Source organism: Pedobacter sp. CG_S7, from assembly GCF_040544395.1.
GTDB lineage: Bacteria > Bacteroidota > Bacteroidia > Sphingobacteriales > Sphingobacteriaceae > Pedobacter.
Window position 1 is genome coordinate 12,984 of record NZ_JBEONS010000009.1, and the last position, 15,973, is coordinate 28,956.

The 15,973-nt window shown below is 37.0% G+C and carries 13 protein-coding genes; 5 read left to right on the plus strand and 8 right to left on the minus strand.

Annotated features, from left to right (window positions below; all coding sequences use genetic code 11):
• Positions 1 to 54: 54 nt before the first annotated feature.
• From dprA to AAKU52_RS07090, 3 genes are all read right to left on the minus strand, one after another.
• Positions 55 to 1,146, minus strand: a complete 1,092-nt coding sequence (gene dprA, locus AAKU52_RS07080; protein ID WP_354331708.1) for a DNA-processing protein DprA — start codon at positions 1,144 to 1,146, stop codon at positions 55 to 57.
• Between the two features lie 97 nt (positions 1,147 to 1,243).
• Positions 1,244 to 1,876 carry a 16S rRNA (guanine(527)-N(7))-methyltransferase RsmG gene (gene rsmG, locus AAKU52_RS07085; protein ID WP_354331710.1) on the minus strand — a complete coding sequence of 211 codons (633 nt, stop codon included), beginning with the start codon at positions 1,874 to 1,876 and terminating at the stop codon, positions 1,244 to 1,246.
• Positions 1,867 to 3,012, minus strand: coding sequence for a glycosyltransferase (locus tag AAKU52_RS07090; protein ID WP_354331712.1), 1,146 nt, complete (start codon positions 3,010 to 3,012; stop codon positions 1,867 to 1,869). Before AAKU52_RS07090 ends, rsmG begins: the two co-directional genes overlap by 10 nt.
• Positions 3,013 to 3,123: 111 nt before the next feature.
• Between AAKU52_RS07090 and tgt the strand changes: the two genes are divergently transcribed.
• From tgt to AAKU52_RS07115, 5 genes are all read left to right on the plus strand, one after another.
• Positions 3,124 to 4,254, plus strand: a complete 1,131-nt coding sequence (gene tgt, locus AAKU52_RS07095; protein ID WP_354331714.1) for a tRNA guanosine(34) transglycosylase Tgt — start codon at positions 3,124 to 3,126, stop codon at positions 4,252 to 4,254.
• The gene (locus AAKU52_RS07100; RefSeq protein ID WP_354331716.1) at positions 4,255 to 5,358 is read left to right on the plus strand and encodes an LptF/LptG family permease; all 1,104 of its coding nucleotides are present in this window, start codon (positions 4,255 to 4,257) and stop codon (positions 5,356 to 5,358) included. It begins immediately after the preceding gene.
• Between the two features lies 1 nt (position 5,359).
• Positions 5,360 to 6,253, plus strand: coding sequence for a DMT family transporter (locus tag AAKU52_RS07105; protein ID WP_354331717.1), 894 nt, complete (start codon positions 5,360 to 5,362; stop codon positions 6,251 to 6,253).
• A 540-nt stretch (positions 6,254 to 6,793) separates the two neighbouring features.
• Entirely contained in the window at positions 6,794 to 9,574 is a 2,781-nt protein-coding gene (locus AAKU52_RS07110) for a TolB family protein (protein ID WP_354331719.1), read from the plus strand.
• Between the two features lie 2 nt (positions 9,575 to 9,576).
• Complete coding sequence (locus AAKU52_RS07115; protein WP_354331723.1) at positions 9,577 to 9,858, plus strand: hypothetical protein; 282 nt, start codon at positions 9,577 to 9,579, stop codon at positions 9,856 to 9,858.
• Here the strand turns inward: AAKU52_RS07115 and AAKU52_RS07120 are convergent.
• From AAKU52_RS07120 to AAKU52_RS07140, 5 genes are all read right to left on the minus strand, one after another.
• Positions 9,851 to 10,294: an OsmC family protein gene (locus AAKU52_RS07120; RefSeq protein WP_354331725.1), complete on the minus strand. Its 444-nt coding sequence runs from the start codon at positions 10,292 to 10,294 to the stop codon at positions 9,851 to 9,853. The two genes, AAKU52_RS07115 and AAKU52_RS07120, sit on opposite strands and share 8 nt — an antisense overlap.
• A 7-nt stretch (positions 10,295 to 10,301) precedes the next feature.
• The gene (ispE, locus tag AAKU52_RS07125; RefSeq protein ID WP_354331727.1) at positions 10,302 to 11,105 is read right to left on the minus strand and encodes a 4-(cytidine 5'-diphospho)-2-C-methyl-D-erythritol kinase; all 804 of its coding nucleotides are present in this window, start codon (positions 11,103 to 11,105) and stop codon (positions 10,302 to 10,304) included.
• Positions 11,106 to 11,190: 85 nt separating this feature from the next.
• Positions 11,191 to 12,549, minus strand: coding sequence for an FGGY-family carbohydrate kinase (locus AAKU52_RS07130; protein WP_354331729.1), 1,359 nt, complete (start codon positions 12,547 to 12,549; stop codon positions 11,191 to 11,193).
• Position 12,550: 1 nt separating this feature from the next.
• Positions 12,551 to 13,825: a sugar isomerase gene (locus AAKU52_RS07135; RefSeq protein WP_354331731.1), complete on the minus strand. Its 1,275-nt coding sequence runs from the start codon at positions 13,823 to 13,825 to the stop codon at positions 12,551 to 12,553.
• A 12-nt stretch (positions 13,826 to 13,837) separates the two neighbouring features.
• Positions 13,838 to 15,958: a bifunctional aldolase/short-chain dehydrogenase gene (locus AAKU52_RS07140; RefSeq protein WP_354331733.1), complete on the minus strand. Its 2,121-nt coding sequence runs from the start codon at positions 15,956 to 15,958 to the stop codon at positions 13,838 to 13,840.
• Between the last annotated feature and the right edge of the window lie 15 nt (positions 15,959 to 15,973).

Genomic DNA, 15,973 nt, shown 5'->3' on the forward strand with positions numbered 1-15,973 from the left:
TCAATTTATGACAAAGCACAAATAATATTTTACCCTACTATGCCAATAGAGTAGCTAATTTAATTTATACATTTTACCAGGCAAAGCAATTAATACGCCCTGCATTTCCAGATTTAAAAGGTGAATAGCAAGTTTCCCCTGTGGGATGTTAGCTTTAACAGAAATCTCATCAATGAGTGAAGGAGCCATTCTTAAAACTTCCAGCACTTTTATTTCCTCTGCTGATAAACCCAGTGGTAATTGTGTTTGTATAGTGGACTTAACCGGCTTTAATTCATCCCAACCCATATAATAAACAAGATCTAACGGGTGATTGATCAGGGAAGCCCTATGGGTCTTAATTAAAAAATTACATCCTTGAGAAAACTCATCTTTTACCCGGCCCGGAAAAGCATAAACGTCTCTGTTATAGGAGTTCGCAATATCAGCTGTAATGAGGGCACCACCTTTAACAGTGGCTTCGACCACTACGGTTGCGTCTGAAATACCAGCAATGACACGGTTTCGCTTTGGAAAATTCTCCCTATCAGGCATGGTATTCAAAGGGAATTCAGTTAATAAACCCCCATTCTTGAGCATGTCTTGTGCAATTTGAGTGTGGTGATATGGGTAAACCCGATCCAGTCCATGGCCAAGGACTCCAACTGTAGGTATCTCATTCCTAAGGCTTTCTTTATGTGCTGCAACATCAATTCCATAGGCTAAACCACTTACTATAATAACATTATAAGGCTTTAGGATTTCTGCAAGCGATGCACAAAGTTGCCTGCCATAATCGGTGGCCATTCTTGTACCTACAACACTGATAATTCTTGGATGATTTAAATTCGCAGTTCCTTTATAATACAATAAAACAGGGCCATCGCTACATTCTTTTAAACGGCGAGGATAATTAGGCTCAGTAAAAAACAAAACCTCTATTTGGTGTTTTTCAATGTATTTTAACTGTACTTCAGCTTGGAAAAGCACATTACTACTTGTAATTTGATTGGCTGTAATGGTGCCAATACCTGCTACGGAAAGTAAATCTTTATTTTTCGCTTTAAAGATAGCTTCTGCAGAACCAAAATGTCCTAAAAGATTTTTAGCGGTAACATGCCCTACTCCAGGAATTAAGGTAAGTCCGATTTGATGGATGATGCTCATAAGCTAACTTAATATTTAAAAATATTAATATCACCATCAGAATTTTATAATTTAAGCGTAATCCATTAAAGCTTAGCAAAATCCAAAATACCTTTGCCTATTGAGGAATATAAACGATATATTTAGTCTCAAAGAAGGCTTCTTCAAAATATGCAGAAAGCGAATAAAGTTCTGCTTTTAACCTTGACTCTTTAATCTCTTCCGCCAGTTCTCCACCTTTAAGATATAAGATACCGTTAGGTATCGCATTTTTTGAATCTTTATTAAATTTTCCCTGAACCCATGGATAAAAGTCAATCAAACGGGTGACGGCTCTGGAAACCACGAAATCATATTTATCGGTAACTTGTTCTGCACGCAAGTGACTTGCTTTTACATTAGTTAAGCCTAAAGCATTGGCCACTTCTGTAACTACCTTAATCTTTTTACCAATAGAATCCACCAAATGGAACTCTGTTTCTGGAAATAGTATGGCTAAAGGAATTCCAGGAAAACCACCCCCCGTACCTACATCCAATACTTTCTCTCCTTTTTTAAAGCTGATAAACTTTGCGATACCTAGCGAATGTAAAATATGACGTTCATATAATTCTTCAATATCTTTTCTGGAAATGACATTAATTTGCGCGTTCCAGAAACTATAAAGACTAAACAGCTGATCAAATTGGGCTATTTGCTTTTCTGAAAGGCTTTTGAAGTATTTTTGGAGGAGGGTTGATTTTATTTCCACTGCGCTTTTTTAACAAATATAGACAGAATGCCGTTAAACACTAAAAAAATGAATAAAAGTATATCCAGAATGGGAAACCACCATACTAAAGAGCCATAATTTAATCGTTTTAATAATTTGGGATAGATAAAGCTTCTGATAATGATGCTTAATACAAATATACCTATCGCAGGAAACCATAATTCCTTGAAAAAACCAGCGACAATTAATGCAGCATAAAATAAAAACTGTATAATTATTTGTGAAGTGAGGATGAATTTGTGCTTACTTTTATACAACTTTCCGGCACCAAAATGCCTTTTTTTCTGTGTAAGATAGGCTTTCAAACTGGTTTTAGGTTCCGTCCAAACCTGTGTTTCAAGATTAATTCTGATAGAAGTATTGCCACTATTTGCATTTGCATTTACAAATAAGTCATCATCACCTGAAGGGATATGCATGTGACTGGCAAAGCCTCTATTCTTAAAGAAAAGTGTTTTTTTATAAGCCATATTACGACCAACCCCCATATAAGGCATTCCTTTTAAGGCAAAAGCCAGGTAATTAACAGCCGTAAAAAAAGTTTCATACCTAATTAAGGCATTAAGCAAACCACGCTTTTTTGTATATGGAGAATAACCAAGAATAATTTCCTGTTCGGCAGCTACAGGTGGTTGCATGCCTAACAACCAGTTTGGAGAGGCAGGAGAACAATCTGCATCAGTAAAGACCAGCCAATTATTAGAGGCTGCCTTTATGCCCATTGTTACCGCAAATTTCTTTCCTGCAATAAACTTTCCACCTTCACCAACAGTTACAATTTTGAGTTTTTTATACTTCATTGCAAATTCCTGCAACAGCTCTTTTGTGCCATCCCAAGACCTGTCGTTTACCACCACTACTTCAAAATCAGGATAATTTTGTTCTAAAATGGCAGTCAGGTTTTGTTGCAAGTTATTAACCTCATTTCTGGCGCAGATAACTACACTTAAGGGTTCTGCTGCACTTAAAGGCATTTCCTCTACTTTAAGCCGCACTAATTTTAAATGTACAAAAAGGCTGAAATACAGTTGTACGAGTAAACAAAATACTAATATGCCTAGCAGGCAGGATTCAATTAACGTTAATTCCACGATGTTATTTATAAAAAGTGCCAAATTTCTGTTTTATTTTCTTTAATATTCAATAATGTTGGTAAAATAATTAAACGTTTAATCGGCCGTTTTTTCCTATTTTTGGCAGATTTTAGTGAAGAGCATTCAAGATATATGAAATTTACCCTAGAGGCGAAAGATACACATTCCAAAGCAAGAGCCGGCACAATTACAACAGCACACGGAGATATACAAACGCCCATTTTTATGCCTGTAGGCACAGCGGGAACGGTTAAAGCGGTTCACCAACGGGAGTTGGAGAACGACATAGATGCAAAAATAATTTTAGGTAATACCTACCATTTATATTTACGTCCGGGTTTAGATGTTATTGAAGGAGCTGGTGGCTTACATCAGTTTATTGGCTGGGACCGCCCAATTTTAACTGATAGTGGTGGCTACCAGGTCTATTCTTTAAGTAAAGTCCGGAAAATTAAAGAAGAGGGCGTTACGTTCAGGTCTCATATTGACGGATCTAAACATTTGTTTACTCCTGAATATGCGATGGATATACAGCGTACCATAGGAGCCGATATCATTATGGCTTTTGATGAATGCACCCCTTATCCCTGCGATTATAAATATGCAGCTGCTTCAATTAACATGACGCACCGTTGGTTGAAACGCTGTTGTACTCGTTTTGATACAACAGAGCCAAAATATGGCTTCGAACAAACACTTTTTCCTATTGTTCAAGGGTCAGTTTATAAAGACTTAAGAATGAAATCGGCTGAGTTTATCGCATCCATGGATCGAGAGGGAAATGCCATAGGTGGCCTTTCTGTTGGTGAACCTGCAGATGAAATGTATGCCATGACTGAAGTGGTTTGCGATATATTACCTTATGAAAAACCGCGTTATCTAATGGGTGTGGGAACCCCGATAAATGTTTTAGAAAATATTGCCTTGGGTGTGGACATGTTTGATTGTGTAATGCCTACTAGAAATGCAAGAAACGGAATGCTTTTCACTAAAAATGGCATCATCAATATCGGTAATAAAAAGTGGGCTGATGATTTTTCACCACTGGAAGCTGAGAGCGATCTTTTTGCGGACAAGGTTTATTCTAAGGCTTATTTAAGACACCTCATGCACTCTAAAGAGATATTAGGCGCACAAATTGCAACCTTACACAACCTCCACTTTTATTTATGGTTGGTGAAGGAAGCACGCAAGAAGATTATTAGCGGTGAGTTTTATGCCTGGAAAAACAAAATGGTAACTATATTAGGGAATAAATTATAAATGAAATTTTTCAGAAACAGGTTCAAAATAATTGATTGGTACATCATCAGTAAGTATTTAGGTACGTTTATCTATACCCTTACTATTTTTGTTGTGATTATCATTATCTTTGATTTGTCTGAGAAATTAGATGATTTTCTAGGTAATGACCTTAGTATGTGGCAGGTTTTTACCTTATACTACGCTGGATCCATCCCTTTCTACGTCAACATGTTATCGCCATTAATCAATTTTATAGCGGTTATCTTTTTTACCGCAAAAATGGCTGATCAAACTGAAATTATACCCATATTAAGTGGCGGAGTAAGTTTTAACCGTTTTCTTCGCCCCTATTTCTTTTCTGCTTTTATTATTTTCAGTTTTAACTTGCTGTCGAATCTTTTTATTCTACCGTATACCAATCAAATCAAGAATAATTTTGAGAACGTATACATGAAAAAATCTGACTCAAAGAGCAAGCAAAACATCCACATGAAGCTCGATAAAAATACGTACATCTATATTGAAAGCTTTGATAACCGCACAAAATCTGGTTTCCGGTTTACTCTTGATAATTTTAAAGGGGATGTTTTAACAAAAAAGCTGGTGGCTGATGAGATTAAATGGGATTCTTTAAAACGTTCCTGGCAGCTGACCAATTATACCATTAGAAAAATAGACGGACTTAAAGAGACCTTTATTACTGGTGCTAGCACTAAAAAGGATACGATTTTAGATATGAGGCCTGATGATTTCTCTGTGTATGATAATATTTACGAAAACTTGAGTAACCGGGATTTATCTGAAAAAATCAGGAAAGAATCCATCCGGGGATCTGGAATTATGAACGACCTGCTCTTCGAACAGTATAAACGTTATTTACAGCCTTTATCAGCCTTTGTTTTAACATTAATAGGCGTGGCCCTATCATCGAGAAAAGTACGCGGAGGTGTAGGCCTATCCCTTGGTATAGGTATATTCATCAGCTTTGCTTATATCGTAGTAGACCGTTTTGCCAAAATGTTTTCCATTAAAGGCGGTATTCCACCATTACTAGCCGTACTATTACCTACCCTGTTCTTCGGCCTTCTTGGCCTCTATTTATTAAGAAAAGCACCAAAATAAAATGCGTCAAACTGCCGTGGTAAATTCAAATAAAAACCTTTACATCCTACATTTAACTATATTAATCTGGGGCTTTACAGGAATATTGGGGGCATTGATTTCTATGGATGCCGTGCAGATGGTATGGTACCGTGTTTTGATCGCCGCAGCAACATTATTCCTTTATTTTTTACTCAGTAAAACGAGTATGAAAATAACTAAAAAGCAGTTTTTGCAGTTCTTTTTCACAGGGAGTATCGTAGCCCTGCACTGGGTATTATTCTTTCATGCCATTAAGGTTTCTACAGTATCCGTAGGGCTGGTATGCCTCTCTTCTTTCACCCTTTTCACGGCAATTCTAGAACCATTAATCAAAAAGAAAGCTATCGAAAAAGGTGATATTTTCATAGGATTAGTGATCATTTTAGGAATTTATATGATCTTTAAATTTGAAAGTCAGTATACCTTGGGCATCATATTTGGTTTATCTGCAGCGCTTGCATCGAGTATATTTTCTATTATTAATTCAACGCTGATTCATCAAAGTGAAGCCAAAATGATTGGGTTTTACGAGATGGTTGGCGCCTTATTCTGGATATCTTTATACCGGATATTCGATGGAAGTTTACTTCAGGAGACTTTCAATATCGGGTTACATAACTGGTTTTATCTTCTCATTCTAGGCACCATTTGCACTGCCCTGGCCTATGTTGCGGGGGTATCAGTAATGAGAACATTGTCAGCATTTCGGGTAGCTTTAATCACCAATCTCGAGCCGGTATATGGCATCCTATTGGCCTTCCTATTCTTTGGAAATAAAGAGACCATGACCCTTGGTTTTTACATTGGCGCTGCATTAATTTTAAGTGCTGTATTCCTTTATCCCGTTTATAAAAAGCGACAAAGCAAGCTATAAAATCGTCGTTATCTGCCATCCATAAACACAGCTGTTTTAAATGGCCTTCAAGTAATAACAGCCTTTAATTCAGGGCTGTTTTAAGCTGTAATTCAATGATGATTCCATTGAATTTTCTCCCTAATAATTCAGCATTCAAATTAATATCCACCCCAATACTACCCTATAAATGCAGTGATCTAATTACTGTCCTACTCCACTTATTTAAGGTAAATAAAAGTTTTAAAATTCGGCTATTTTTGTAGATTTGACTAACAACAATTTTGTGTAAATAGGCAACAATAGTGTATAAATTAAACAATAAATTGTTATTTACCTGCTGAATAAAAAAATCAACAAAAAAACAGTTAAAAAGGATTGATATACCATATAAAAAAGCATTTACAATATTTAATATCAAATCATATAAATATAGTAATCAATAATTTATAAATATTATATTATTTCTAAATACACACTTAAATTAAAAAAATGACTTTTAAAAACTAAATTATTTAGCAAACAAACTATATGTTCAAAATAAAATGTTGTAAAAATTTAATGACCAGATACTTACCGTTACTTATATTAACATTAATATCACATACTGTAATTGCTCAAATATTTGGTGGTGACCAGAACCCCCTTAGTGTAAAATGGAGACAAATTAACCACAAGGGATTCAAACTTATTTACCCTATAGAAATAGAAAAAGAAGCACAAAGAATGGCAAATACCATCGGCTACATCTTTCCTCTTGAAGGCGCTAGTTTAGGTGTTTACAAAACCACACTTCCTATTGTGCTTCAGAACCGCGGTGTCATTGCAAATGGCTTTGTACAGCTGGCACCAAAAAAGTCGGAATTCTTTACTACACCGCCCCAGTTTTTTGATAGCCAGGATTGGCTAAATAACCTTGCTATTCATGAACTCCGGCATGCCGCACAATTTGACAAGCTTACCCATGGCAGAGCCTACCCTTTTCCAGAGGAAATATATTTTGCCTGGATGGGTGCAAGTATTCCACTTTGGTTTTTTGAGGGCGATGCAGTGAGTACCGAAACCTCCCTCACTAATGCAGGTCGCGGTCGCCAGCCATCATGGATTATGCCTTACCGTACACTGCTGCTCGAAGGAGAAAAACTATCCTATAGCAAAGCAAATTTCGGATCACAAAAAGACGTTACACCCGGCTATTATCAACTTGGCTACCTGATGACTTCCAACATCAGGAAAAACTTTGGCAAGAATATTTTCGACAGCTTGCTGACCGACATTAGTAAACGGCCATTCCGGCTTTACCCCTTTGCTGGAAGTTTAAAAAAGCTAACCCGAAAAACAGGAAAGGAATGGTTCGACGCCACACAGGAAGACCTTAAAAAACAATGGGAAGTTCAGACACAGAAAACCCCTTCCATCGCTTATGAGTCTTTGAATAAAAAACCCAGATATGCTACTAACTATTTTCTGCCACAAAGGTTAGAAGACGGCAGCATTTTGACACTAAAACAAAGCAAGGCAGAGACGGCTCATTTTGTTTCCATCGATAGTAATAAGAAAGAAACACGCTGGTTTGGAATTGGCTATCAAGAGCAACCTTGGTATAGTTATGCCAACGGGATTTTAGTATGGGACGAGATTAGATATGACCCAAGATTTAGGCAGCGAAGTTACAGTGTAATTTGTGTTTACGACAGGGTTACAAAAAAAATCAGGAAGCTGCAATCCAGATCAAGGTTATTCTCTCCCTCACTTTCTCCAGATGGCAAAAAAGTTATTGCAGTAGAAATTGACCTCAGCAACAAGGTTAGCCTTGTAGAACTGGATGTGGCTTCAGGATCAACAACCTTCCGCTACCCAAACCCTGAAAACCTGATTTTACAAAGTCCGTCCTATGATGAAAATGCTGAACTCATTACTTATGTCAGTGTCAGCGAAAAAGGAAAGGCGCTTTGGATGACACGGAAAAATACAAAGCCAACTAAAATTTTAGCTGAAACAAACCAACAAATCAACAGACCACAATTCACATCTACAGGAATCGCCTTTAACGCACATTACAGCGGACTTGACAATATTTACCATGTTGACACGACACGAAGAGAGTTAAGCGCACTAAGCGAAGCAAAATTCGGTGCTTTTAACCCTTCATTCACCAAAAACGTTACAGAAATTCTTTTCAACAACTACACCACTGTAGGCTATCAAATTTCCAGGACGACATTTAAACCTAAAAAGCTGAAAGAAAACAATTTTGTATTTTTCGGTGCAGCTGCCGTAGAACAGGAAAACACAGGAAACGTCTTTTTGAAAATACCGGACAGCTCCTTTACTTCCAGTCCTTATAAAAAGTTAGGGCACCTGTTTAACTTTCATAGCTTGACTCCGGTAATTGAAAACGATTATGTTGGGGGATTACAATTGCGTTCTAACAACCTGCTTAATACTTTTGATCTTTTTACTGGTGTAAATTACCATCGGGATCTTGGTCGTTTTGAATACAATGCCGGAATGAGCTTAAAAAGTTTTTACCCTATTTTTAGTGTGAATTACGAGAACAGACCAGTAAGAACATTTTACACTCAAAATAAAATCACGAAACAAGGCGATTGGCGCGAAAACTATATCAAATTAAATGCGCTAATTCCAGTTAACCTTAATGCGCTGAATGAATATTACAATTTTGGTTTTAACATTGGCACAAGCTTAACGAAACGCTACCTACCAGAAAATTTACCCAACAACTTCATCACTTCCTTAAATTTCCCAATGGATTATCGTTTTACCTTTAATCATGGAAAAAGACAGGCGGAACGCGATATCGCACCACGTTGGTCGCAAAGTGTGCGCATTAAATATTTACACCAGCCATTTGACACCAACCTTAACGGAACATTGTTTTCTATTGAAAATTTCTTTTACATCCCAGGCTTGATGAAAAACCATTCTTTCCTGGTAAATTTCAATTATCAAAAGGCAAGTGGAATCAGGAGATATGCCATAGAGATAAACAAAGTTTATGGTTACAATAACATTTTAGCGAAAACTAAATTGAGCAATTCTTTGTTATTTAACTATAGGTTCCCAATCGCTTTCCCTGATGCAGAAATTGGTCCAATTGCTTATATAAGAAATGTAAGAGCTACTTTGTTCTGCCATTATGAGAACTTCGGCCGGGAAACAAATTTTGCACAACCTAAAACTTATGGCTTCGAGTTAAGGAGCAACATGAATATGTTGCGCTATGAACCCGTAATAGATTTGGGGGCAAGAGTAGTATTTGTAAACAAAGTTTACAACCAAAATCCTATATTAGAATTAATTTTTAATTACAGCTTTTAGTTATGCGCACCAAAACCATTTTTATCATCCTTTTTACAGTAATCCTTACGGTATTCTTAATGATGAATACCAATGCCGTGGAATTTAATTTTATCTTCCTTAAAAAGGATATCTCTAAGTTAATTGTAGTCGGCGTTTTTACCCTGATTGGATTTATATTAGGTTATTGGGCTGCGAAGCCTAAAACTGTGATCAGCACCTACGATACTAATTTTGATGAAAACAACGTAAACGCTGAACACAGGAATAAATTAAGCGAAGAAGATCGCGATTATATTAGTTAATTTCTTTTTCAACAAGAGCAGGCTCATGTATGGCAAAACTAAAGTTTATTGTTGCAGAACGCTCGAGGATATTTGATACAGAACAATATTTTTCAAATGTTAAGGCAAGTGCACGTTCTACCTTTTGAACATTCAGGTCACCGAAAAGATCAAAATGAATGTTGATAACATCAAAAATTGGAGGCGTATCTTCTGTTTTTCTATTAGCATTAATTTTGATTTTAATATCAATTAAAGGCTCTTTCTGTTTCGTCAGCACATTAACCATATCAATACCACTACAACCACCTAAACCCACTAGTAACATTTCCATTGGTCTGAATCCCTGACCTTCCCCACCTATCTCAGGTTTTGCATCCAATTCTACAGTTTGACCAGTTATATTTGAAGCTTCAAAATTGAATTTATTATTTTTGCGTATTAAATTGATTTCCATATTAAAACTAAACGTTGTAAATAACTTTATATTTTTTTTCTAACTGTGGCAAATTCGTTTTTTTCTTAAAAACAGCATAAACCGCAGATCCACTCCCGGTCATCAGCGCAAAAATTGCTCCCGAATGATAAAGTGCTGCTTTAATTTCTTTGATTTCGGAATACTCAGCAGCGCTCACACCTTCAAAATCATTCTTTATCTCTTGTTTCCAGCTAGTTATTGGCAAATGTACCAAATCTTTTAAAGAAGTGAAAGGCTTTTTGGGTTTAATACCCGAATAGGCATTTGCCGTAGAAATATGGCTATCGGGTTTTACAAGAACCAAATAATAAGGCGATAAATCAAGCGGTAATGGCTCCATAATATCACCGATGCCTGTGGCAAATACGGGTTTATTATCTATAAAAAAAGGACAATCGGCACCAAGTTGACTAGCGTAAGACTTTAACTCAACAGCAGATAAATTAAGTTTAAATTTATCATTTACCAGCTTAAGTAAGAAAGCGGCGTCTGAGGAACCTCCACCTAAACCAGCACCGATTGGAATGTTTTTCAATAAGCAAATTTGCTGTGCCGGGAGGTCAAAATCTTCAGTCAGAAGCGAAAAGGCTTTCAGGCATAAATTATCCTTTGGATTTCCAGGCACAGCAATGCCTTTTAAAATACAATGTGTATACGATGCATCTGTAATTTCAATAACATCATATAATTTAATAGGGTAAAAGACCGTTTCAAGATTATGATATCCATCAGCGCGTTTTTCGGTGATGTTTAATCCAATATTAATTTTAGCATTAGCAAATGCGAGCATGATAAAGTGATATGGCTATGTTTTCACAAACCTACAAAAATGAAACAGTTTTAGCGGTATGATGATTTTTTACAATAGCATATTTTTATACATTTGGACTCCCCTTTACGGAATAATATTTCAATTCAATAAGATCATTCGGAAAAGGCTTGCTATTCCAACTTTGATGGATGGCTAATGCAGTACCTACAGCTGTAGCCTGAGCCATTGAAGCAGCAAACACTTCTAAACCTGGAAATGCTGCCGCTAATAAATGCATAAAAATGGAATTCTTACTAAAACCCCCATCCACAAAAATCCTATTAACGTTTGTTCCATCCAACACTAGTTTAGTAGCCACTTTTTGTTGTTTGATTATATCGATCATCAATTGATGATAGGCCATTTGGCCATTTGAAAAAACAGATAAATCTCGTTCGCCAAAATTTACAGACTGGTCAACCTCTATTTCCAGCTGGCGAACAACTTGAGGATCAAACTCCATAGTCCGAAATTTTAAAGAATCATGGCTAAAATGCAATGAAATTCGTTTAACTTGCTGTTCATGTTCATATCCTGCAAATAACCTTGATGCTTTTACCGGCATCCCTTTGTATTGTAAATAGTTTAGGCAATCCGCTTTTAATTCTTCAATAGTTAAGGGCAAGTGGTTAAAAGGATTAAAACTAATGCACCAGGTTCCTGTTGATAGTAACACAAAAGGCTCATTAAAACTAATCAGGTAGGGAATTAATGCAGCGGAGCTGTCGTGTAAACCAGTACCTACTTTAAAAGTCACCCCATTAAAACGTGTTGTAATCACTTCCTCACTAGAAATTATTGGAGCCAGTTTTGCAGTTAAATTTTCTTCCTTTACCCAGTAATGATAAGCCTGTTTTTCGAAATCCCATAAACTAGTATGACAACCGATACTCGTCTTGTCAGCATAAGCCTGATGAGTAAATAAATAACTTATATATTGAGGTAAATGTAGCGCAAACTTTGTCTGAGCATAAATTTCCGGCTGTTCATATTTTAAGCGGTACAACTGCAAGCCAGAATTCAGGCTCCCCAAAATGGGCGATGCTGTAGTCAAAGAAAAAGCTTCTTCCCCATCATATTTTTCGTAAAAAGATTGATGAAGTTTTTCTGGATACACCTTCAAATAATTATATAAAGGAGTTAAGGGTTTGCCCTTTGCGTTGATGTAAACAAAACTTGCACCGTATGTAGCGAAATTAACTGCCCTGACATCAAACTTATTAAGGTTAATCAACTCCCTTAACGAATCATAGACAGAACGGCGCAAGCTTTCCAGGTTTTCACAGATTTCCCCATCTTCATCAAAAATTTCAGTAAATCGCGCAGATTTTTCATAAACAAGTTTATATTGTTCATCAAATAAAAAAAGCTTTTTATTCGTTTTACCTACATCAAAAATGGCAATTACCGGTTTTAAGTTCATGTTACAATCCTGTTGACAAAGTATTCATTCCCCTGATTTGTATTAATTTCTTTCTAGCTTCAAGCTGACGATAAGCTGCTAAAGGATTTAAAGCGGCACCAGCTCTCCGTCTAGACTCAGCAAGTAAAGGGCGCACGTCTTTACGATACGCTTGTTGTAATATTTCTTGTGTGAGTGACACGTCGTTATTCTGTTGGGCTTCAACCAAGGCATTTCTATCAATTAAAAGTGCCTGGGCGTAAGCAATTTTAATTGCTTCCACAGACTGCAATAAATCTTCAATTGGATCTTTTACATTATGTGAGGCGTCAATCATCCACCCTAAATCTGTAGCATGATTCAAACCTTTTTGATCCATCCCTTCCACCAATTCATTAAAAATAAGGAAAAGCTGATAAGGATTGACACTTCCAACTGTTAAGTCATCATCACCATATTTAGAATCATTAAAATGAAATCCTGCAAGCTTATCTTCCATTAATAACAAAGAAACAATCTGCTCAATATTAGTATTTGGCAAATGGTGACCAAGATCAACCAATGTTTTTGCTTTAGGTCCAAGTTTACTGCTTAACAAATAAGATTGCCCCCAATCGCCGATAGTAGTAGAATAAAAATTAGGCTCAAAAGGTTTGTATTCTATATACACTTTCCAATCTTCAGGTAAGGCCTCATAAATTTCCATTAAACTTTCGTGGGTTCTTTGAAAGGCACCGCGAAAATTCAATTGTCCGGGGAAATTAGATCCATCAGCCAACCAAATAGATAAAGCTTTAGACCCAAGGGCCACACCATATTTAATTACTTCAATATTATGTTCGATAGCCTGTTTACGAACTGCTTTATCAACATGTTGTAAAGAACCATATTTATAACTTAATTCCTGTTGAGGCTGATCTTGAAACGTATTGGAATTCATGGCATCAAAATGTAAGCCATACTGCGCTGCCAAAGCATTGATTGCGGCAGCATTTTCAGGGATATCCCATGGAATATGAAGAGAAATAGCATTGCTGGATTGATTTAAGGCATGTATCAATCCTACATCTTGAATTTTCTCTTCCAGACTACGTGGTTCACCACCACCAGAAAACCTTCCAAATCTCGTTCCACCCGTTCCCAAAGCCCAGCTAGGAATGGCGATTTGGAAAGCGATCAGTTTTTGCATAATGCTATCTATATCGGCAATATCTTCAGCAACAAATTCAAATTTACGGCTATGAGCTACAAGGCTGCTTTCATTCAAATTTCCTATCAATTGTTTTTCTAACTGCATAATTTTTATAATTTACCTCACAAAAGCAGTGGCTACACCACCATCAACATTTAAAACATTCCCTGTAGACTTACCTAATAACCCACCAACAAAGACCAAACAAGCATTCGCAATATCATCAGGTAAAATCATTTCATTGAGCAACGTACGTTTTGCATAATAAGAAGGCAATTCTGCAATGGTAATCCCATAAGCTTTTGCGCGACCCTCAGCCCAGCCTCCAGCCCAAATATTACTATCACTAATTACTGCGTCTGGGTTTACTACATTTACCCTGATCCTATCAGCACCCAATTCAGCGGCATTTAAACGACTCAAATGTAACTGAGCAGCTTTTGCACTTCCATATCCTGCATTATTTGGCCCGCTTACTAAAGCATTTTTACTAACTATATTTACAATGTCCCCACCAATATCCTGTTTTTTCATCACCTGAACGGCGGCTTGAGTAACAAAAAACTGTCCCTTTACCAACACATCATATAATAAATCCCAATCCTTTTCCTGATGTTCAGCAATAGTTTTTGAAATAGACAGACCAGCATTATTGATAATAATATCAACCCCGCCAAAAGCAAGTGCGGCTTTATCAAATGCATCCTTAATATTTTCATTATTTGTTACATCCAGCAGTGCTGAAATATGGCTGTCTTTACCGAATTCTTTTTCAAATTCTGCACTGGCAATTGCCAAACGCTCCGCATTCATGTCATTCAAAACAACAACAGCTCCTTCCCTTATAAACCTTTTTGCTATAGCTTTACCAATACCTCCGGCACTGCCTGTAATTAACGCTATGCGACCAGATAACACCTTTGGTTGAGGCATCCTTTGTAATTTTGCTTCTTCCAGTAACCAATATTCAATATCAAAAGCTTCCTGACGTGGCAAAGAAGTATATTCAGCTATCGCTTCAGCACCCTTCATTACATTAATGGCATTGGTATAAAACTCTGCAGCTACACGCGCGGTTTGTTTGTCTTTTGCAAAAGTAAACATCCCTATGCCCGGATACAGTATAACAACAGGATTAGCATCACGTATAGCTGGGCTATTAGCGTGCTTACAAGTGTTGTAATAAACTTCATACATTTTACGGTATTCCTCAAATGCAGGACTAAGTTTCTCTTTCAAGGCAGCTACATCACTTAAATCTGCTGAAGCTTCCAATTCTAATACTAAAGGACTGATTTTAGTGCGTAAAAAGTGATCCGGACAACTGGTCCCCATTGGTGCCAGTCGCTCCAAATCATTGGAATTAATATATTCCAATACACGGCTATCATCTGTGAAATGACCGATCATGCGATTTTTTGAAGAACAAAAACCACGCAATACAGGCGCCAGTAAAGCAGCTTGTTTTAAACGTTCAGATTGATCCAGACTTTGCAATTTTTGTCCGCCAAAAACAGGACCCTTTTTACCATAGTTATCTTCTAAATAGGCGGCACATCGTTCTATTACTTCAAGAGTGTTGATATAGCTTTCATAAGCCGTATCACCCCAAGTAAATAAACCATGTGAACCTAGCATGATACCCCTTATTCCAGGATTTTTCGCTAAACATTCCTGCAGCTGTAAGCCAAGGTCAAAACCTGGTCTCTGCCAATCTACCCAACCAATCGTACCCTCAAATAGTTCTTGAGTAATTTTTTCACCATCTTTAGCTGCTGCAATGGCAATTGCAGCATCAGGATGTAGGTGGTCGATATGTTTAAAGGGTAAAAAACCATGCAGAGGCGTATCAATGGAAGGAGCTTTAGAAGCTAAATCAAAAATACAGTAGTTAAAAAGCTCTACCATTTCATCTTCAAACGCAATACCGCGATACACATTTTTTAAACTCCTTAAACGCTCCACATACAAAGCAGCCAATCCACTCTTCTTTAAAGTTCCAATATCACCTCCAGAACCCTTAATCCACATTACTTCTACATCCAGCCCCGTCAAAGGATCTTTGGTTATGGCTTTGCATGATGTATTTCCGCCTCCATAATTGGTGAGGCGCAAATCCGCTCCTAATAAATTAGAACGGTAAATGAGTAAAGCGACTTCATCTCCGGCAAGCTCAGCAGCTTGGGCGTCATCCCAAAGATAACTTACATGCTTAAAATTTATTTTATTAACAGACATATATTAAAATTTGAA

What these genes read in the sequence shown, in the direction of transcription:
- AAKU52_RS07110 (WP_354331719.1), top strand. Translation starts at nt 6,794, where the DNA reads ATGACCAGATACTTACCGTTACTTATATTAACATTAATATCACATACT.
- AAKU52_RS07130 (WP_354331729.1), bottom strand. Translation starts at nt 12,549, where the DNA reads ATGAACTTAAAACCGGTAATTGCCATTTTTGATGTAGGTAAAACGAAT.
- tgt (WP_354331714.1), top strand. Translation starts at nt 3,124, where the DNA reads ATGAAATTTACCCTAGAGGCGAAAGATACACATTCCAAAGCAAGAGCC.
- ispE (WP_354331727.1), bottom strand. Translation starts at nt 11,105, where the DNA reads ATGCTCGCATTTGCTAATGCTAAAATTAATATTGGATTAAACATCACC.
- AAKU52_RS07140 (WP_354331733.1), bottom strand. Translation starts at nt 15,958, where the DNA reads ATGTCTGTTAATAAAATAAATTTTAAGCATGTAAGTTATCTTTGGGAT.
- dprA (WP_354331708.1), bottom strand. Translation starts at nt 1,146, where the DNA reads ATGAGCATCATCCATCAAATCGGACTTACCTTAATTCCTGGAGTAGGG.
- AAKU52_RS07115 (WP_354331723.1), top strand. Translation starts at nt 9,577, where the DNA reads ATGCGCACCAAAACCATTTTTATCATCCTTTTTACAGTAATCCTTACG.
- AAKU52_RS07105 (WP_354331717.1), top strand. Translation starts at nt 5,360, where the DNA reads ATGCGTCAAACTGCCGTGGTAAATTCAAATAAAAACCTTTACATCCTA.
- AAKU52_RS07135 (WP_354331731.1), bottom strand. Translation starts at nt 13,825, where the DNA reads ATGCAGTTAGAAAAACAATTGATAGGAAATTTGAATGAAAGCAGCCTT.
- AAKU52_RS07100 (WP_354331716.1), top strand. Translation starts at nt 4,255, where the DNA reads ATGAAATTTTTCAGAAACAGGTTCAAAATAATTGATTGGTACATCATC.
- AAKU52_RS07120 (WP_354331725.1), bottom strand. Translation starts at nt 10,294, where the DNA reads ATGGAAATCAATTTAATACGCAAAAATAATAAATTCAATTTTGAAGCT.